Genomic DNA, 17,575 nt, shown 5'->3' on the forward strand with positions numbered 1-17,575 from the left:
GACGAGGTCGGCGGCCTGCTGCTCCCACTGGGCGTAGTGGTCCGGGTAGGCCGAGACCTGCACGGTCTGGGCGGCCTGGGTCAGCGGCATGTCCTGCCACCCGTCGACCTGCTTCAGACCCTTCAGGAACGCCAGCGTCGAGTACTCGGGGTCGGTGATCTGCTCGACCGTGCCCCAACCCGAGGAGGGTCGCTGCTGGAACAGGCCCTGCGAGTCGTGGTCGTTGCGGTCACCCAGGTGACCCAGGTTCTCCAACTTCGACTCCTGCAGGGCGGTCGCGATCGACACCACCGCGGCACGCTCGTCCATCCCGGCCTTCTTCGTCGCCGCGATGATCGCCTTGGTGTTGGCGACCTGCTCGTCCGACAGGTCGACACGCGACTGGGCGCCCTGCACGCCGTGCGGGATCAGCTTGGCCTTGTCCACCGTCGGCTTGTCGGCCTGCACGGCGACGGCGACGGGCATGCCCTCGACCGGGGCGGTGGTGGTGTGGTTCAGCGGGCCGGCGGCGAGGCCACCGGCGACGGCGAGACCGGCGATACCGAGAACGCTCTTACGCATGATCGTGTTCATCGGGCAAGCTCCTTCACGGGGGTCGACACACGCGCTCGATGGGGGTCGAGCCGACGTGCGGGCACCTCGACAGGCGCTGGGGAAGGTCGATGACCCGGCAGGCACGGGCGAACCAGGCTCGCGGCGCCGGGACCATGTGTAACGACCACCTGCCGGCCGGCATTCCGGCTCACGCGATCCGCGTGGCTCGCGGGCTGGCAGCGGGGGGTGCTGCTGCGGTCGTACAGAGGGTGTAACGACCCCGGCCCGGCCACCATTCCGCCACCACGATGGCACCGGCCACGGGAACCCCGACCCCAGACCCGACAACCCGCGCACCAGCCGGTACACCCACCCGCCCAACCCACGCAGGATCGGACATCCGCCCCACGGGACGCAGCCGACCCGGAGCGCCCGAACCGTGACCCGCCGGCAGGATCGGGGCGGCGGGGAAACGGTGAGCCGGGTGCTCACGGTGCCGCTGCCGCCCGCCGGTGCGGTGCGGGTCGGCAGCGCCGACGAGGTGGCACGGTCGCCGGCAGGTTGACGCGGACGGTGTGGACCGACGTGCGGCGTCCGCCGGACGGACCGGCGGACGCCCGCACCCACTGTCCGGGCCCTGCCCGGGTTCAGGTCAGCTCGCCGACCCCGTTCCGAAGCGGTTGCGCCGCCGCCACAGGACGCTACCCAGCATGAGGACCGCGCCGGCGCCGACCAGACCGCCGCCGACCTTCAGCGGCGTACCGAGGCTGTCGCCGGTGACCGGCAGGTGGTGCGGCGGCTTCTTGCAGGAACGCACGGTGAGCGTCGCGCTGGCCGTCTCGCCGGAGGTGCGCCCCTCGGCGGTGAAGGTCAGGTGGCCCACCTCGCTCGGCCGGTACGTCACGGTGAACTGCCCGGCCGCGTTGGTGTACGCGGTGAGGTGCTTCGAACCGGGGTACGGGTAGGCGACGGGCGCCATCGCGACGGTGCCGCCGTCGCTGCGCCGCGCCGTTGCCGTACCGGTCACCGCGGCGGCGAGGGGCGCCACCGACACCTTGATGTCGACCGTCTCCTTGTCCCCGAAGCCGGAGCCTTTGAGCACCACCTTCTCACCGAGGCAGACGGCGGTCCGGTTGAGCGTCAGCGACGGGGGCTTCGGTGGGTAGTCCGGTGGCGGCTTCGGCGCGGCGAAGGCCGCGGCCGGCGCCGCCGCAACGGCCAGGCCGACCGTGAGCGCCGTGATGATGCGGGATAGCCGCATGTGGTCTCCTCCTACTGGTTGCAGCTTGTTGCGGGAACTACTTGGGTGGTCCATGGGGTGGCGGTGGGGGTGAGCCAGAGTTCCGGCGTGCCGCCGGTGGCCCTGCCGGTCAGCAGGTCGACGTCGAGGGTCCGGGTGGCGCCGGGGCGTACCTCGACGTTGGCGATGGCCACCTGCCGGCGCCGGTCGGTGCCGCTGCCCAGCTGGGTCTCGACCCCGTCGAGGCGGGCGCCGACCACCGCGCCGCCGGCGGGGCTGTACACCGTCACCAGGGTGCGGGCGCTGTACGGGTCGCCCGACTTGCCCATGCCGAGCACCGCCTTCGTGAGGCCGGCGGCAGGGGCCGACGAGTGCAGGGTGAAGCGCAGTCGCAGTTCCCGTCGGCCCTCGTCCTGGCAGTCGCCGACGGTGAGGGTCGCCGAGGGCCGCAGGTAGTAGCCGAGCTTCGCGCCGCTGCCGTCATTGAGGAAGACACCGACGGTCGGTGCCTTCTCCTTCTCGGGCAGGATGCCGCTGAGCCGGTTCTCCGCGAGCGTCCGCTGCTCCTCCGGCCGGGCGCTCCAGAACAATATCCGACGTTCAGTGATGGAGCGGTTGAATGCGGACAGAACCCCTCGCGGGTTGACATCGCGACCGAGTAACGAGTTGAACACCGCCGCCGCCGAGGCCGCATAGAAGTCGTCCTGTTCGTCCAGGTCCATCGTCAGGTAGCTGTCCGCCAGCAGCGTCCGCACGACGGTCTCCGCCGAGAGGGCGGGATAGCCGGGCACGGCGACCGGGCCCACCGCCGCCAGCAGGTACGACAGTGCCACCGGGTCCACCGCGAGGACCCCGTCGGCCGTGACGCCGGCACGCTGTCGCACCATCTCGCGGTAGAGCTTCGCCGCGGTCGGGAAATGCGGGGTCAGGTTGACGTCAGCCGGATACCTGCCGGGCAGGTCGGCGTAGAGCCCTCGGGTCTCCGCGTCGAGCGCGAGGGGTGGCGTGAACGACTTCAGGTCGACGGCGGTCCCCTGCTTCACCAGTTCCAGCCGGCCGGCCCGGGCACGAACGACGGCGTACGCGCCGAACATCCCACCGGTGGCCCGCAGCTCCGACAGGTTCTGCGAGACGAGCAGGTAGGTGCGCGCCCCGTCGACCCCGAGCAGCGCGGGCAGCAACTGGGCGCCCTTGCTCATCCCGGAGAGCAGTCCGGCCAGCCTGTCGATCTCGACCCGGAGCCCGTCCAGCGCGTCCTGGACCTCCGGCAGCAGCCCACCGGTCGGCACCGTCCGCAGGCTGGCGCTGCTGTCGCGTACGGCGGCGTCGACCCGGGTCAGCCGTTGCGCGACGGAGCGCAGCGCGCCCAGGTCGAGCCGCCCCTCCTTGGGCACCAGCGCGGACACGTCGGTCTGCACGAGTGGCGGAAACGCCTTCCGGGCCAGGTCGTCGACGGCGACCGCGATCCGACGGACGGCGGTCAGGTCGTCACCGGTGTACGGCATGTTCCCCGCCAGCCACCAGGCCGGCCCGCCGGTCGTCGACCGCGCGGAGCCGCTCTGCTCCTGCAACGCGGCCAGGGTCCGCTGGGCCCGCGCGGCGTCTCCGGCAACGATCTGCGCGCTGAGCTCGCGGGCCAGGCTCGCGGCATTGAGCAGGCTGGTTCGGGCCTGCCACCCGCGGAAGCCGACCCACCCGGCGCCGGCCAGCAGGAGCGAGCCGACCACGAGACCGACGAGCAGGACACGGCGAATTCGGGCCCGCGTCCGTCGCCGCAGCCACCTCCGGCCGCGACGAGACCCACTACTTCCCGTCACACCACTCTCCAGCCTCAAAACAGACATAAATGATGAATTCGTCGTTTTTTAGCATGAACCAGGACGGTGGCATACGGATATCAGGGTTTTTGTTCCCTCAGATCCGATTCCCGGGGACGGTTCGGGTGATCGTCACCGTCGGCGGCCGACGGCCACCTCGCGCAGCAGCCCCTCGATCCGGTCCACACCGGCCCGCAGCGACATCTCCCGCAGGTACGCGTCCCGCCCCCGCCGGCCCATCTCCATCCGGGCGGCGGCCGGGATGGTGGAGGCCAGCCAGAACCGGTCGGCGAGCGTCGCCCAGTCGTCGGGCGGACAGGAGAGTCCGGCCCGGGCCCGCTCGACGAGTTCGACGGTGTCCCCACCGGCGGAGGCCACCACCGGCCGGGCGCAGGCGAGCGCGGCCTGGAGCTTGGCGGGGACGCTTCCCCGCAGCTCCGGCAGGTCGCGGAGCATGATCAACTGGTAGTCGGCGGCGGCGTACAGCTCCGGCATGTCCAGCGGTGAGCGGCGCTCCACGAAGCGGACGTTGTTTGCCCGCAACTCGGCGGCGAGCCCCCGCACCCGCCGCTCCTGGGCACCGGATCCCACCAGCACCAGATCCATCCGGTCGTCGAGCGCCACGGCCGCGCGGACCGCGGTCTCCAGTCCCTGCCGTACGCCGATCGTGCCGGCGTGCATGACGACACACCGGCCGTCACGGCGGACCAGTCCCTGCGCCGCCCGACCGGGCCGAACCGGTTGGAAGATCCGCTCGTCGGTCCAGTTGAGCACCACCCGCACCCGGTCCGGCTCCACACCGTCGGCCAGCACGAGGTCGCGCATGGACGGCGCGGCGACGGCCACGGCATCAGCCTCCCGGTACACCCGCCGCATCGTGGTGAGCAGCCGCCCCGGGCGGTCCACCCGGTCCGGGCCAGGCTCGTCCTCGGCCCACAGGTCCTGCACGTGCAGCACCGTGGGCACCTGGCCGAGCATCCGCACCAGCCCCGCGGCGGCGAAGGCGGTGGCGGGCAGCTGGAAGACGTAGAGCACGTCCTCGTCGGCCAGGTAGCGCCGCCCGACGAGGGCGACACTGCCCGCGAACGACAGGTAGCTGGCCATCCGGGCCCGCGCCGAGGCGTCACCGCCGGCGTAGCGGGGCACCCGTCGCACGGTGAGCCGCTCGCTGCGGGTCACGTGCCGCCAGCGCTGCCGCCAGCCCGGATAGACGTGTCCACCGGGGTAGTCCGGGAAGCCGGTCAGCACGCGCACCTCGTGGCCCCGGGCGGCCAGCTCCTCGGCCAGGCTGCCGGGGATGAACGCCGGCTCCGGCGGGAAGTGGTACGACAGGATGCCGATCCTCACCGGCTCCCCCTCGGCGACACGGGGACCGGCGCGGCACCCGGCAGTCGCCGCGGCGGCGCATAGGATGCCGGCAACCCCTCCCCGTTCGGCCGCCACGGCCGGCGGACCGCCGTCGCGGCGTCCCCTCCCGCGACCTGACCCAGGAGAGGGACCGAAGTGGTCGACGGGATGCTCATCGTGTGCCACGCCAACATGTGCCGGTCACCGATGGCCGAGTACATCGTCCGGCGGCTGCTCGGGAACCCGTCGGTCCCCGTCACCAGCGCCGGCACCCACGCCCTCGACGGCCGACCGATGCATCCGTACGCCGCGCAGATCGTCGCGGGCGCGGGTGCCGACCCGGCCGGGTTCGTCTCGCGGGAACTGCGGCCCGAGCACCTGACCGGAGCCGCCCTGGTCCTCACCGCCACCCGCAGCCAGCGGTCGAGGTGCACGGCGTTGGCGCCGGCCGCCCTGCACCGGACCTTCACCCTGCGCCAGTTCGGACGGCTGGCCGCGGCGGCCGGGCCCTCGACGGACCCTGCCGAGGGCCCGCTGCGGGCGGCGGTGCGGGCCGCCGCCCGCGCCCGGGGGCGGCTGCAACCCGCCGCCCCCGACGCGGACGATCTACCTGACCCCCTCGGCGGCACGCCGGAGGACTTCCGGCGCTGCGCCGAGGAGATCGAGCGGTCGATGAGACCGGTCGTGGCACTCATCGGGACAGCCGGGTGAGTTCCTGCGTCCGGTCCGGCACCCGGTTGGCACCGGCCGATCCGGCGCGGTGCGCCGCCGAGGCGCGGTCCGCCGGGACCGAGGGCTTGGTGGCGATCCGGTAGGCCTCGTACTGGTACGCGTCCGCCTTGGCGACCTTGGTCATGTTCAGCACGCAGCCGAGCAGGCGGACCGAGACCGAGTGCAGCGACCGGGCCGCGGCCGCGACCTGGGTCCGCGAGGTCCGCCCCTGCTGGGTGACGAGCAGCGCGCCGTCGGCCTGCACGGCCACCACCACGCCGTCGGTCACCGCCAGCAGCGGCGCGGTGTCGATGACCACGATGTCGGCCGACTCACGCAGCGCCAGCAGCAGGTCGGCCATCGCCTTCGAGCCGAGCAGTTCGCTCGGGTTCGGCGGGGTCGAGCCGCTCGGCAGCACCAGCATCGACTTGTCGCCCCACCGCTGCACCACGTCCCCGACCTGCACGTCGCCGACCAGCACGTCGGTGAGACCGATGCCCCCGTCGAGGCCGAGGTAGTCGGCGACCTTCGGCCGACGCAGGTCCGCGTCGACCAGCAGCACCCGCCAGCCCGCCTCCGCCAGCGCGATGGCCAGGTTGCAGGAGAGCGTCGTCTTCCCCTCGCCCTGCAGCGCGCTGGTCACCGCGATGACCCGGGCCGGCTCGTTCACGTCGACGAAGCGCAGGTTGGTCCGCAGCTTGCGGACCGCCTCGGCACGGGCCGAGGTCGCCGCCTCGCCCACGATGAGCGGGGCGCCCTTGGCGCCGGGCTCGAAGGGGATCTCACCCAGCAGCGGGCTGCCGGTGACCCGCTGCAGGCCTGCGGCGTCACGCAGCCGGACGTCCACCAGGCCGCGCAGGATGGCCAGACCGGCACCCAGGAGCAGCCCGATCAGCGCACCCATGAGCAGGTTGCGAGTGGGCTGCGGCGAGACGGGGCCGGAGCTCACCCGGGGGCCGCTGACCACCTCGATCTTGACGGGTGCCGACCGGCCCTCCGGGGGCGTCTCGACCTTCTGCACCAGCTCGACGAACTTGGCCGAGAGCGTCTCGGTGAGCTTCATCGCCCGCGTCTGGTCGGTGTCGGTGACGGTGGCCCTCAACAGCACGGTGCCCGACTCGGTCGAGGTGGCGACCCGCCGTTGCAGGTCGTCGGCGGTCAGCCCGAGCGGCGTCTCCGCCACCACGCTCTGGGCCAGCCGGTCACTGCGCAGCAGATCGGCGTACGACTTCACCCGCTGCTGGAGGAAGAGACTGCCCTGGTAGGCGTCCGTCACGCCCTGACTCGGGGTGGTGACGAAGAAGGTCACCGACGCCACGTACCGGGGCGGCGTGCGAACCGTGATCAACGCTGCTGATCCGATCGCGACCATCAGCGTGACCAGGACGATCCACCAGTGCCGGCGGATCAGGCGCAGATAGGTGCGGACCTCCATCACGCCTCCCCTTCCGCCAGGACATTTGGCCCGTAAAACTGCACGAAATCCCCCTAGATGGCACTAACGACGTGTCAGGATCAAAACGGTTCAAGACGGCGATGAAGTGAATGTAGAGGATGCAAGTACTCAACAGACCTCAATCACCGCGATTCTGGAACAAACGCAGAGGACACCGATGGATCCTGCAGCTTCCCGAGCCGACAGCCCCCCGCACCGCGACTGGGTCACCCGGCGCACCAAGGCCCTCTCTCTGCTAACGCTCGACACGGCGGCGTGGTGCGGGGGATTCCTGGTCGCCGCCTGGGCGCGATACGAGTTCGGGCTCACCCCCCGGCAGTGCGTGCTGGCGCTCGGGACGGCGCTGGTGTGCGCGATCGTCCACACGAGCATCGAGCAGGTGCGCTTCACGGCCCGGGGCCGACACCCGGTCGGCAGCGCGGGTGAGGCCCGCGACCTGGCCGCCACCGCGATCCTCGCCGCGGCCGTCGTGCTCACCGCGCTGGCGGCCATGTCGGAACGGCCGGTGCCGGCCAGCGTCCCGGTGACCGGCGGCGCCGTCGCGCTGCTGCTGATGGCGGCCGGCCGGGCCGGCTACCGGTGGCGGCGCGACCGTGACGACCGCCCGGCGCGCTCGTCGGACCGGGCGTTGATCTACGGCGTCGACGCCGCCAGCGAACGCCTGGTGCGGGTGCTCACCGGCGACCCGCAGAGCCGCTACCTTCCCGTCGGCCTGCTCGACGACGCCCCCGACAGGCAGGGCCTGCGCCTGGAAGGGTTGCGCGTGCTGGGCGGTCGCGAGCAGCTCGAAGAGGCGGTGCGCCGTACCCGGGCCACCACCGTGATCTTCTCGATCAACGGCTCGGACGCCGAGCTGATGCGCGACGTGCGCGGTCGTACCCTCCAGGCGGGCGCCGCCTTCAAGGTGCTGCCCCCGGTACGCGAGCTGCTGGACCGTCCGGTCGCCGTGACCGACGTACGCGACCTGCAGATCACCGACCTGCTCGGCCGGGCGCAGCGGGTGGCGGAGCTGGCCTTCGAACGCAACGGGCTGGCCGGGCGACGGGTCCTGGTCACCGGGGCGGGTGGCTCCATCGGCTCGGAGCTGTGCCGCCAGATCGCCCGCTGCGAGCCCGGCGAGCTGATGATGCTCGACCGGGACGAGTCGGCGTTGCACGCCCTGCAGATGTCGCTGCACGGCCGGGCGCTGCTGGACGGGCCGGAGCTGGTCCTCGCCGACATCCGCGACGCCGACGGCATCGCCCGGATCATCGCCGACCACCAGCCCGACGTGGTGTTCCACGCCGCCGCCCTGAAGCACCTGACGCTGCTGCAGCGCCATCCCGGCGAGGCGATCAAGACCAACGTGCGCGGCACGCTGAACGTCCTGGAGGCATGCCGGGGCGTGAGCGAGTTCGTCAACATCTCGACCGACAAGGCGGCCAACCCGGCCAGCGTGCTCGGCTACTCGAAGCGCATCACCGAGCGGCTGACCGCCCACTACGCCACGCAGGTCGACGGCCGGTTCCTCAGCGTCCGCTTCGGCAACGTGCTCAGCAGCCGCGGCTCGGTGCTCACCGCGTTCCAGGCACAGGTCGAGGCCGGCGTGCCGATCACCGTCACGCACCCGGACGTCACCCGCTACTTCATGACCGTGCAGGAAGCCGTCCACCTGGTGCTCCAGGCGGCCGTCATCGGGCGCGGCGGCGAGGCGCTGGTGCTCGACATGGGCGAGCCGGTGCGGATCGCCGACGTGGCCCGCCGGCTCGCCGCCGAGGCACCCACCCCGACCGAGATCGTCTTCACCGGCCTGCGCCCCGGCGAGAAGCTGCACGAGGACCTCTTCGGCATCGACGAGATCGACAGCCGTCCGCTGCACCCGCTCATCTCGCACGTGCGGGTGCCCGCGCTCGCCCCCGAGGAGCTGCACACCCTCGACCCGTACGCCGACGCCGATGAGCTGATCAAGCGGATGGCGGCGTACTGCGAGGAGCTGCCGACCCGGATGTCGGTGCTGCCCTCACCCCGCTGAACCGTACGACCACCGCTGGCGGCTGCTGGCGAACGGAGCCGCCGTCACCCGGCGGCGAAGCCGTACGCGCCATGCCCGCCTACGGGGCCGTCGTCCCGCTGTGTTCGCCCCTGCTGCCGCCGGCCACCGATCGTCTCACCCGCACGGCGGTCCCGGTGGTCGGCGTGGGGCCCGCGAGCCCTGCCCAGAGGAGCTGGCGCAGCAGGATGACGGCTCCGGCGCTCGCCAGGGCGCTCCAGCCCTGCCCGACGGTGAGCCGGAGCAGACCGGCGGCGACGAGCAGGTCCAGCAACACCCGCAGCGCGGTACGCCAGGAGCGGGCGGTGACCAGCACCACCGCGCCGCAGCACAGCGCCAGCGCGGTCACCGTGGTGGCGAGCTGCTGCCTCACCTGCCCGACCCCGCTTCCGTGCGGCTCTCGCCGACCTGCTGCTGCTCCTGGGCGATCTCCCGGCGCAGGAAGAAGTTCAGCGCGGTCCGGATGGTGGCGATGGCGGCCAGCTGACCGATCTGGTCGAAGGTCGGCGACACGGCGGTCCGCAGGATGTCCGCGGCGAGCTGGAACTCCAGCCCGAGGGTGAGGAAGCGGCCCAACGACAGCCGGATCGGGGTGAAGACGGCGGCGCTGCGGTGTCGCAGCCCTTCGACCACGAACCGCAGCGCCGCCCAGAGGGCGCCGACGAAGATCACCACCGCTCCGGCGATCTCGACCACGACGACCGCGATCTGATCGCCGACGCGGAGGATCTCCTCGAGACTCACCCGGGGGCGTTACCCGCCCCCGACCCGGCTAGTCGGCCGCTAGAGCTGGTCCACCGCCTCGAGGATCAGCCAGAGACCGCAGATGGCGAAGAGCACTGCCGCGCCGTACCGGATGGTCTTCTCCGGCAGGTGCCGGCCCAGCATCCGGCCGACCAGGATCGCGAGCGCGTCCGCGGCCACCATCCCCAGCGTGGAGCCCAGCCAGGTGCCGAACCAGCCGTACTTGGTGGCCAACGTGATGGTGGCGAGCATGGTCTTGTCGCCCAGCTCGGCGAGGAAGAACGCTACGCCGACCGCGAGGACGGCCGACTTGCCGCCCTTCTCCGCCTTACGCTTCTCCTCCTCGGTGAGCCGGTCGCCACGCAGGGTCCAGACGCCGAAGCCGAGGAACGCCAGACCGCCGATCAGCGTGATCCATCCGGTGGGCAGGGCCGCGTTGAGGCCCGCGCCGATCGCCACCGAGGCCAGGTGCACGATCGCGGTGGCGACGGTGATGCCGATCAGCACCGGGACCGGCTTGAAGCGGGTGGCGAAGCTGAGGGCCATCAGCTGGGACTTGTCCCCCAACTCGGCGACGAAGATGACGCCGAAGCTGATCACCAGCGCGGCAAGAAATCCGTCCATGAGAACCTTCCCGATCATGCCGGGAGGAGGTACAGGGGCGCCCTCGACCCGGCTGTGACAGCCTGAGTCGAAGGTCTCGCCCGCCCCGTCGGAACGGGGCCGCGTGGCCGGATGCGGAACGCACCAGTGTGTCGACCACGACATTGGGGGCTACTCCCCTTCGCGCCCCCACCCTAGCCCACCGCACCCGCCCCCCACCTGCGCGGGTAGCCACCACCACCCGCCCGACGCCGGGCCGGGCCGTCCCCGCCGGTCCTCCACGGCAACCCCACCCGCCGGGCGCGACCGGCGGGTGGGCGTCGATGTCCGGACCGCACGTCCCGATCACCGGTGACCGGCGGGACGGGTGGATGGGGCCGGGTCAGTCGGCGCGGGCGAGGGTGACGCCGAAGAGGCCATCCGGGTCGGTCCAGAACCGCTCGCCGGTGAAGCCGGCCGCCGCCAGCTCCGCCGCGATCCCCTCCGGGCGGAACTTCGCCGAGATCTCCGTCCGCAGCTCCTCGCCGGCGGCGAAGTCGACGTCCAGGTCGAGCACCCGGACCCGCATCGGGCGCTGCGCGCGCAGCCGCATCTCGATCCACTCCCGCTCGGCGTCCCAGAGCGCCACATGGGTGAACGCCTCGGGCTCGAAGTCCGCGCCCAACTCCCGGTTGACCACCCGCAGCACGTTGCGGTTGAACTCCGCGGTCACCCCGGCGGCGTCGTCGTACGCGGGCACCACCACACCCGGGTCCTTGACCAGGTCGGTGCCGATGAGCAGCCGGTCCCCCGCCTCCAGGGCGTCGCGCATGGCGCGCAGGAAGCCAGCCCGCTCGGCCGGCATCAGGTTGCCGATGGTGCCGCCGAGGAAGACCACCAGCCGCCGCCCACCGGTCGGAAGACGGTCCAGCTGCCGGGTGAAGTCGCCGACGATGCCGCGTACCCGCAGGCCCGGGTAGTCCTGCGCGATCTGCTCGGTGGACTGGCGCAGCGCGCTCACCGACACGTCCAGCGGCACGAAGGTGCCCAGCCCGCCGCGCCGGGTGAACGCGTCCAGCAGCAGCCGGGTCTTCTCCGACGACCCCGAGCCCAGCTCGATCAGGGTCTTCGCGCCGGTCAGCTCGGCGATGTCGGCGGCCCGCTCGGCCAGCACCGCGCGCTCGGCCCGGGTCGGGTAGTACTCCGGCAGCCGGGTGATCTCCTCGAACAGCTCACTGCCCCGGGCGTCGTAGAACCACTTCGGTGGCAGCCACTTGGCGTCGGCGGTCAGCCCGACGCGTACGTCCTCGCGCAGACTGCGGCCGAGGTCCTGCTCCTCAAGATAGATCTCCAGTGGCTCCGCGCTCATGAGCTGTCCCTTTCGTTGGGCGAGATGTCCCTGTCTCCAGCTGCGAAACTCCTGTGGCGTCAGGCGCCTGCCAGAGCGCGCGTACGCACCGAGGTCGAGGTAGCCACCACCAGCTGCCCGGCCGGCACCGGCCGCCAGCCCGGGTCGTCGTCGTGCGGCTCGGAGGCCAGCAGCACCGCCTCCGGCGTGGCGCGTACCGACAGGGCGTGCCCGGCCGCGCTGGCCACCACCGTCCGCCCGTCGGTGAGCAGCAGGTTCAGCCGCGACCCGGGGGCGGCCTTCTCGACCTCGCCGACCGTGGCGGCGACCGCCTCGGCCGGGTCCACGCCGGAGCGCAGCCGGTGCCGGAGCAACGCCCAGAGCAGGGCGGAGTCGGTCGGGGCGTCCAGGGTCAGCAGGTCACGCACCGGCAGGGCGGCGGCGAGCGACACCACCGAGTCCGGCCAGCCCCGCACCACCCCGTTGTGGCTGAACAGCCAGCGCCCCTCGGCGAAGGGCGCCGCCGCGGACTCCTGCACCGGCATGCCGTCGGTGGCCGAGCGCACGGCAGCCAGCACCGCGCCGGCCGTGGTGACCTCCGCCAGGCCCGGCAACGTGACGTCGCCCCAGATCGGCTGGGCCCGCCGGTACCGCACCGGCTCGCCGTCGCCCGGGTACCAGCCGACGCCGAAGCCGTCCGCGTTGACCGTCCCGCCGCCGCGCATGTCCCGTGGCGCCCACGACTGCCGCACCAGCGAGTACGGCGGGTCGAACAGCAGCGAGCGCAGGCTGACCGGCGGCCCCAGGTAGGCCAGATGTCGACACATCAGCGGGTACGCCCCGTCACCCGTGCGCCTCCTCGTCTCGCGCGTCGCGGGCGCAGCGGAAGCCGCTGAAGATCTGCCGCCGGATCGGGTAGTCCCAGTTGCGGAAGGTGCCCCGGCAGGCTGCCCGGTCGGTGCCGAACGAGCCACCGCGCAGCACCCGGTAGTCGTCACCGAAGAAGACCTCGGAGTACTCCCGGTAGGGGAAGGCGGTGAAGCCGGGGTGGCCGCGGAAGGTGGTCGAGGTCCACTCCCACACGTCGCCGATCAACTGGTGCACCCCGAGCGGGGAGGCGCCGGCCGGATACGCCCCCACCGGGGCCGGCCGCAGGTGGCGCTGCCCCAGGTTGGCGTGGTCGCCGGTCGGGTCCTCGTCGCCCCACGGGTACCGGCGGGAGCGACCGGTGGCCGGGTCCCAGCGGGCCGCCTTCTCCCACTCGGCCTCGGTGGGCAACCGCCGGCCCGCCCAGGTGGCGAAGGCCTCCGCCTCGTACCAGCAGACGTGCACCACCGGCTCGTCGTCGCGGACCGGCGACCACCGGCCGAAGCGCCGGTACGCCCAACCGTCGCCGTCGCGCCGCCAGTGCAGGGGCGCGGTCAGCCCCGCCTCCCGGCGGTGACGCCAGCCGGCCTCGCTCCACCAGCGGGGGTCGTCGTACCCGCCGTCGGCGATGAACTCGCGGTAGCGGCCGTTGGTGACCGGGGCGGCGTCGATGACGTACGCGGGCAGCTCGACGGTGTGCGCGGGGCGCTCGTTGTCCAGCGCCCACGGGTCGGTGGAGGTGCCCATGGTGAACGGGCCGGCCGGCACCAGCACCTCGCCGCCGACACGGGCCCGCGGCTCGGGCGGCGGGGGCGCGTCCAGCACCGCCGGCCCGGAGCGCAGCTGGTGGGTGGCGAGCATCGTCTCGTCGTGCTGCTGCTCGTGTTGCACGATCATGCCGAAGGCGAACCCGTCGGCGACCAGCGGCCGGTCGGTGAAACGGATCCCGTCCAGCAGGTCGTAGACCTTGTCCCGGACCGTCGACACGTACGTGCGCGCCTCGGCCGGCGGCAGCAGCGGCAGTGCCGGCCGATCCTTGCGGGGCTGCTTGAACGCGTCGTACAGGTCGTCGATGTCCCGCCGGACGGGCTCCCGGCCCCCGACGTCCCGCACCAGCCAGAGCTCCTCCTGGTTGCCCACGTGGGCCAGGTCCCAGACCAGGGGGGACATCAGCGGCGAGTGCTGGCGCATCAGGTCGCCGTCGTCGACCGCCTCGGTGAGCGAAACGGTGCGGGCGCGGGTACGCTCCAGCTCCGCCGCGATCCGGCTGCGCAGCCGTTCCGTCTCCGTGCCCGGCTCCTCGGTCGTGGTCACCGGTGCCCCCTCTCCGCGGCGGCGCGTCGCCGCCGGATCCCTCGAATCGTCTCCGTGTGGGTCTGTGCCGGCAGGTCCAGCCCGGAAAGCGCCTCCGCCGCCAGGTCGAGCAGGGCGGTGGCCGCCCGCGCCAGCGACGGGTCGGCCAGGCCGCGCCGGGCGGCGGCGTGCCAGCGGTCGGCCACCGGCACGGCGATCTCCCGGGCCGCGCGGGTGGTGTCGTCGCGGGCCAGCAGGGCGGTCAGCACGGCCAGCGGGACCGTCCATCCCGCGCCGGGCTGGGCGTCCAGGTAGCGCACCTCCAGGTAGCCGCGCGGCCGTACCGGTGGGAAGAGGGTGCTGACGTGGTACTCCAGGTCGTCGGTCGTGGGCGGTCGGGGCAACGCCCCGTCGAGCCAGTCGGCGAAGGTCACCCCGGGAGGTGGCGTCCAGTCCGGGCCGTCGTGCCGCAGGCAGAGCAGCGGGGCGGCGAGGACGTACCGGGTCCAGGCCGCGACCGGGTCCTCGTCTGACCGGTACGGCGACCAGACCGGGCGGGTGCGGGCCGGGTCGATAGCCAGCCAGGCGGCCATCCGCGCGGAGGCCCAGCCGGTCGGGCGGCCGGCGTGCCGGTCGGCGGTGGCGAAGGCGGCCACCAGTGGCGGCCCGACCGCGTGCACGGTGGCCCACCGCTGCGCCAGGTCGGCCGGCTCCCCCGCGTCGAGGCAGACCTGCAGGCCGGCGGTGCTGTACATCATGGTGCGTCCGGCCGGGCCCCGGCTGTCGAAGACGCGGCGCATGGCGCGATAGCGGGGGGTCTCGACGACCGGCCGGGGCGCCCGGTGCGGGTCGATGCCGGTGCGGCCGAGGACCAGGCCGACCGGCGCCAGCAGCGCTTCCAACTCGGCGATGTCGGCCTCGGTGGCCAGGATCAGCGCGGCGACCGACGGTCGGGGCGCGGTGGACACCTCCACCTGCCCGCCGGGCTCAACGGTCACGCTGCTGCCGTGCCGGAGCGGCAGGGCGGGGCTGGTGCTGTCCAGGGTCACGGGGCTGTGCCGCCCCAGCGCCGCCAGCAACCGCTCCCGGTCCACCGGTCGAGCGGGGTCGGCGGCGTCGTGCACGGTCCATTCCAGTTCGACGCCGGTGTGGACCGGAGGGCCGGTCTTGAAACAGATCCGGGCCAGGTGGGCCGCGGCGGACCCCGCCTCACGCAGCACTGTCGTCCGGTCCAACTCCGGCGACGTCACCACGAGATGGTCCCCCTCCCGACGCTGGACTCCGGTTAACCGCCACCACGACCGCACCGACCGTCACCGGCCGGGTGCCCGTGACTCACACCATCTTCTGTCTAGCAGACGGATCGCGCCGACCGGACGGGGAAAAATTTCTGTGAAGTCTCTTCGACCGTCCCACGCGGCGTACCCGTCCTCGCCCGACAAGGGAAGTCGGTGCCCGGCGGGATCGGTGCGCGTCCTCCGGCGCACGAGGAGGCGACCGCCGGGCATCTGGCGCGGGAGGGCGGGGCGGCGGCCAGGCGCAGTGAGCGGGCGAGGGTCGGCGGTAGCGCCTCCGCCGGGGTGGCAGGGTCGCTCACCCGGCTGCCCGGACAGGAGCGGCCCGGAAATCATTTCGCCCGTGCATCGCCTCGTCCGATACGGTCACGGAACTGTTGTCACTACTGGGAGCCATAGGTTCGCGTGTGCGCCCCCGGCTGTTCCCAGGCTGAGAGTAGGTTCGTCGATGGCGTGTCGTATCAGTGAGCTCGTGCTCGGTTGCCGCGACCCTGAGGTGCTGGCGCGGTTCTGGTGCGAGGTACTGGACTTCGTCGTGCTCGATCGCGAGGACGACGGCTCGGTGGAGATCGGGCCGCGCGAAGGGTTCGGTGGTCCGCAGCCGACGATCTTCCTCAGTCGCAGGGATGAGCCGGAGAAGGGGAAATCCCGGCTGCACATCGACGTCAACGCCACCGACCGCGATCAGGACGCCGAACTCGAACGCCTTCTGCGGCTCGGTGCGCGCCCGGCCGACATCGGCCAGACAGGGCAGGAGCAGTGGCATGTCCTGGCCGACCTTGAAGGCAATGAGTTCTGCCTGCTCAAGGCTCGCCTCGACCCACTCTGACGCGCATCGGTCACCGGAGACCTCGGGACCGCCCTGGCCTGGGGCTCCGGACCGCACTTCGAGAATGGGGCCCTAACCGTTCCGGCTCGGCCGCACCTCGGGCGTCGGGCGGGCCCGGGACGGCTCCGGGGAGACGGCGGCCGGCGACTGTTCGGGTACGAGGCCCTGGCAGTACGCGTCGACCCGCTCGGCCCCGCCTGCGGCGTCCACCAGGTCGGCGTACGCCGGGGTGCGCAGCGCCTTCTCCCGCTGCGCCGCCGGCTTGGCCAGGTAGCCGCGGCACAGCCCGGTGAGCTGCGCGGTGCCCGCCGGCCCGCCGGGAGCACCGGGTCGGTCGGAGCCGGCTGCGGTGGAGGGCACCGGGCCCGGCGTGGCGGACGGGCCGCCGGAGGAGGTGCCGCCGGTGGGCGTGCCGGTCCGGTCCGGTGTGTCGTCGGCGGAGGTCGGGGCCGGGGCGGACGGCCGGGGAGGCCGCTCCGGCCCGGTGGGACGGTCGATGGTCACGGCGGCGAAGGCGACGCCGGCGGTGGCGGTGGCCGCGACGCCGGCGATCCAGGCGACGACACCGGTGGTGAGGCCGCGTCGCCGCCGGGGCGGGGCGACCGCGGCGGGCCCGGCGGCGCGGGCGGCCCGGAACGCGGCCACCGCTGCGTCCTCCCCGGCCAGTTCGCCGGGCCGGGTCGGGCCGGCCGCGGCGGAGAGCAGCCGGGCCAGCGGGTCGACGTCGCCGGACGCACCGGTGCGGGCCGCGTCGAGCAGCCGCTCGGACCGGGCCCGTTCGGCGGGGTGGTCCGCGCTGTCGGAGCGGCGGAAGTCCATCCAGTTTCCCCTCACGTCATCCGTCCGCCGGCTCGGCGCGGGAGGCGTCGGGAGCCTGCCGGCCACGTCGGGGCCGGGGTGCGACGGCGCGCTCCTCACCACCGGCCGACCGGGGCGAGCCCTGGCGTTCCAGCATTGCGGCCAGGCGGCGCAGCCCGCGGTGCGCGGCGGTGCGGACCGCGCCCGGCCGCTTGCCGAGGACCCGGCCGGCGGTCTCGGCGTCGAGGCCGATCACCGCCCGCAGCAGCACCGCTTCCGCCTCCCGTGGGGGCAGGGTGGCGATCAGCGCGAGCGCCGACTCGGTACCGATCGTCTCACCGGCCCGCTCCGCGGTGTCGGCGTCCCCGGCCAGCTCGCTCAACGCCTGCACGGGCACCGGCAGGGAGGGCCGACGGCGTTGCCGACGCAGGTGGTCCATCGCCCGGTTACGGGCGATGGTGACCGTCCAGGCGCGGAACTCCCCGCCGGTGAAGCTGGGCAGGTCCCGGGAGATCTGCAGCCAGGTCTCCGAAGCGACGTCCTCGGCGTCCGCGCCGACCAGGGCGGTCAGGTACCGCAACAGGCCAGGCTGGAGGTTGCGGTAGAGGAAGCGGAAGGCGTCCTCGTCGCCGGCCTGCGCCGCGGCCACGGCCTCGGTCAGCTCACCGGTCATGCGTCCGCCGTC

At 73.2% G+C, this 17,575-nt stretch carries 17 protein-coding genes; 3 read left to right on the top strand and 14 right to left on the bottom strand.

The window, feature by feature from the left end:
* From GA0070560_RS29020 to GA0070560_RS07865, 4 genes are all read right to left on the bottom strand, one after another.
* Positions 1–573 (bottom strand): hypothetical protein (locus GA0070560_RS29020; RefSeq protein WP_091293688.1); only part of this gene is annotated, 573 nt, incomplete at its 3' end.
* Positions 574–1,186: 613 nt separating this feature from the next.
* On the bottom strand, positions 1,187–1,795 hold the full coding sequence (locus GA0070560_RS07855) for a hypothetical protein (RefSeq protein WP_091293209.1): 609 nt from the start codon (positions 1,793–1,795) through the stop codon (positions 1,187–1,189).
* 11 nt (positions 1,796–1,806) lie between these two features.
* Positions 1,807–3,501: a DUF4012 domain-containing protein gene (locus tag GA0070560_RS07860; RefSeq protein WP_245675411.1), complete on the bottom strand. Its 1,695-nt coding sequence runs from the start codon at positions 3,499–3,501 to the stop codon at positions 1,807–1,809.
* 222 nt (positions 3,502–3,723) lie between these two features.
* Positions 3,724–4,938, bottom strand: a complete 1,215-nt coding sequence (locus GA0070560_RS07865; RefSeq protein WP_091293214.1) for a glycosyltransferase family 4 protein — start codon at positions 4,936–4,938, stop codon at positions 3,724–3,726.
* Positions 4,939–5,106: 168 nt separating this feature from the next.
* Here GA0070560_RS07865 and GA0070560_RS07870 point away from each other — a divergent pair, with 168 nt between their 5' ends.
* A complete protein-coding gene (locus GA0070560_RS07870; RefSeq protein ID WP_245675412.1) occupies positions 5,107–5,649 on the top strand; it encodes an arsenate reductase/protein-tyrosine-phosphatase family protein in 543 nt (180 codons plus the stop codon).
* Here GA0070560_RS07870 and GA0070560_RS07875 read toward each other — a convergent pair.
* Positions 5,630–7,084, bottom strand: a complete 1,455-nt coding sequence (locus GA0070560_RS07875) for a tyrosine-protein kinase domain-containing protein (protein ID WP_091293220.1) — start codon at positions 7,082–7,084, stop codon at positions 5,630–5,632. The two genes, GA0070560_RS07870 and GA0070560_RS07875, sit on opposite strands and share 20 nt — an antisense overlap.
* Positions 7,085–7,262: 178 nt before the next feature.
* On the opposite strand from GA0070560_RS07875, the gene GA0070560_RS07880 reads away from it, so the two are divergent.
* On the top strand, positions 7,263–9,116 hold the full coding sequence (locus GA0070560_RS07880; protein WP_091293223.1) for a polysaccharide biosynthesis protein: 1,854 nt from the start codon (positions 7,263–7,265) through the stop codon (positions 9,114–9,116).
* A gap of 79 nt (positions 9,117–9,195) precedes the next feature.
* Here the strand turns inward: GA0070560_RS07880 and GA0070560_RS07885 are convergent, their stop codons facing one another.
* The 7 genes from GA0070560_RS07885 to egtA form a co-directional block, all read right to left on the bottom strand.
* Positions 9,196–9,507, bottom strand: coding sequence for a hypothetical protein (locus GA0070560_RS07885; protein WP_091293226.1), 312 nt, complete (start codon positions 9,505–9,507; stop codon positions 9,196–9,198).
* On the bottom strand, positions 9,504–9,878 hold the full coding sequence (locus GA0070560_RS07890) for a DUF1622 domain-containing protein (protein WP_091293228.1): 375 nt from the start codon (positions 9,876–9,878) through the stop codon (positions 9,504–9,506). The genes GA0070560_RS07885 and GA0070560_RS07890 overlap by 4 nt, the downstream gene beginning before the upstream one ends.
* Before the next feature lie 39 nt (positions 9,879–9,917).
* On the bottom strand, positions 9,918–10,502 hold the full coding sequence (locus GA0070560_RS07895; protein WP_091293231.1) for a TMEM165/GDT1 family protein: 585 nt from the start codon (positions 10,500–10,502) through the stop codon (positions 9,918–9,920).
* A 361-nt stretch (positions 10,503–10,863) separates the two neighbouring features.
* Positions 10,864–11,829 (bottom strand): L-histidine N(alpha)-methyltransferase, encoded by a 966-nt coding sequence (gene egtD, locus GA0070560_RS07900; RefSeq protein WP_091293233.1) that lies wholly within the window; start codon positions 11,827–11,829, stop codon positions 10,864–10,866.
* Positions 11,830–11,888: 59 nt separating this feature from the next.
* Positions 11,889–12,635 (bottom strand): ergothioneine biosynthesis protein EgtC, encoded by a 747-nt coding sequence (egtC, locus tag GA0070560_RS07905; RefSeq protein ID WP_091293235.1) that lies wholly within the window; start codon positions 12,633–12,635, stop codon positions 11,889–11,891.
* A gap of 16 nt (positions 12,636–12,651) precedes the next feature.
* Entirely contained in the window at positions 12,652–13,989 is a 1,338-nt protein-coding gene (egtB, locus tag GA0070560_RS07910; protein WP_091293237.1) for an ergothioneine biosynthesis protein EgtB, read from the bottom strand.
* Positions 13,986–15,221, bottom strand: coding sequence for an ergothioneine biosynthesis glutamate--cysteine ligase EgtA (egtA, locus tag GA0070560_RS07915; protein WP_091293240.1), 1,236 nt, complete (start codon positions 15,219–15,221; stop codon positions 13,986–13,988). Before egtA ends, egtB begins: the two co-directional genes overlap by 4 nt.
* Before the next feature lie 490 nt (positions 15,222–15,711).
* Here egtA and GA0070560_RS07920 point away from each other — a divergent pair, with 490 nt between their 5' ends.
* Positions 15,712–16,092, top strand: a complete 381-nt coding sequence (locus GA0070560_RS07920) for a VOC family protein (protein ID WP_091293242.1) — start codon at positions 15,712–15,714, stop codon at positions 16,090–16,092.
* A 72-nt stretch (positions 16,093–16,164) separates the two neighbouring features.
* Here GA0070560_RS07920 and GA0070560_RS28630 read toward each other — a convergent pair whose 3' ends face one another.
* Together GA0070560_RS28630 and GA0070560_RS07930 are read right to left on the bottom strand one after the other, a co-directional pair.
* Positions 16,165–16,926, bottom strand: a complete 762-nt coding sequence (locus GA0070560_RS28630) for a hypothetical protein (RefSeq protein WP_170839325.1) — start codon at positions 16,924–16,926, stop codon at positions 16,165–16,167.
* A gap of 1 nt (position 16,927) precedes the next feature.
* Positions 16,928–17,563 carry an RNA polymerase sigma factor gene (locus tag GA0070560_RS07930; RefSeq protein WP_091293246.1) on the bottom strand — a complete coding sequence of 212 codons (636 nt, stop codon included), beginning with the start codon at positions 17,561–17,563 and terminating at the stop codon, positions 16,928–16,930.
* Positions 17,564–17,575: the final 12 nt, after the last annotated feature.

The sequence above is a fragment of the Micromonospora halophytica genome (assembly GCF_900090245.1).
Classification (GTDB): domain Bacteria; phylum Actinomycetota; class Actinomycetes; order Mycobacteriales; family Micromonosporaceae; genus Micromonospora; species Micromonospora halophytica.

Excerpts from the sequence above, each read along its gene's own strand:
- egtD (WP_091293233.1), bottom strand. The coding sequence starts at position 11,829 with ATGAGCGCGGAGCCACTGGAGATCTATCTTGAGGAGCAGGACCTCGGC.
- GA0070560_RS07895 (WP_091293231.1), bottom strand. The coding sequence starts at position 10,502 with ATGGACGGATTTCTTGCCGCGCTGGTGATCAGCTTCGGCGTCATCTTC.
- GA0070560_RS07875 (WP_091293220.1), bottom strand. The coding sequence starts at position 7,084 with ATGGAGGTCCGCACCTATCTGCGCCTGATCCGCCGGCACTGGTGGATC.
- GA0070560_RS07880 (WP_091293223.1), top strand. The coding sequence starts at position 7,263 with ATGGATCCTGCAGCTTCCCGAGCCGACAGCCCCCCGCACCGCGACTGG.
- egtC (WP_091293235.1), bottom strand. The coding sequence starts at position 12,635 with ATGTGTCGACATCTGGCCTACCTGGGGCCGCCGGTCAGCCTGCGCTCG.
- GA0070560_RS07870 (WP_245675412.1), top strand. The coding sequence starts at position 5,107 with ATGCTCATCGTGTGCCACGCCAACATGTGCCGGTCACCGATGGCCGAG.
- GA0070560_RS07930 (WP_091293246.1), bottom strand. The coding sequence starts at position 17,563 with ATGACCGGTGAGCTGACCGAGGCCGTGGCCGCGGCGCAGGCCGGCGAC.
- GA0070560_RS07855 (WP_091293209.1), bottom strand. The coding sequence starts at position 1,795 with ATGCGGCTATCCCGCATCATCACGGCGCTCACGGTCGGCCTGGCCGTT.
- GA0070560_RS07920 (WP_091293242.1), top strand. The coding sequence starts at position 15,712 with ATGGCGTGTCGTATCAGTGAGCTCGTGCTCGGTTGCCGCGACCCTGAG.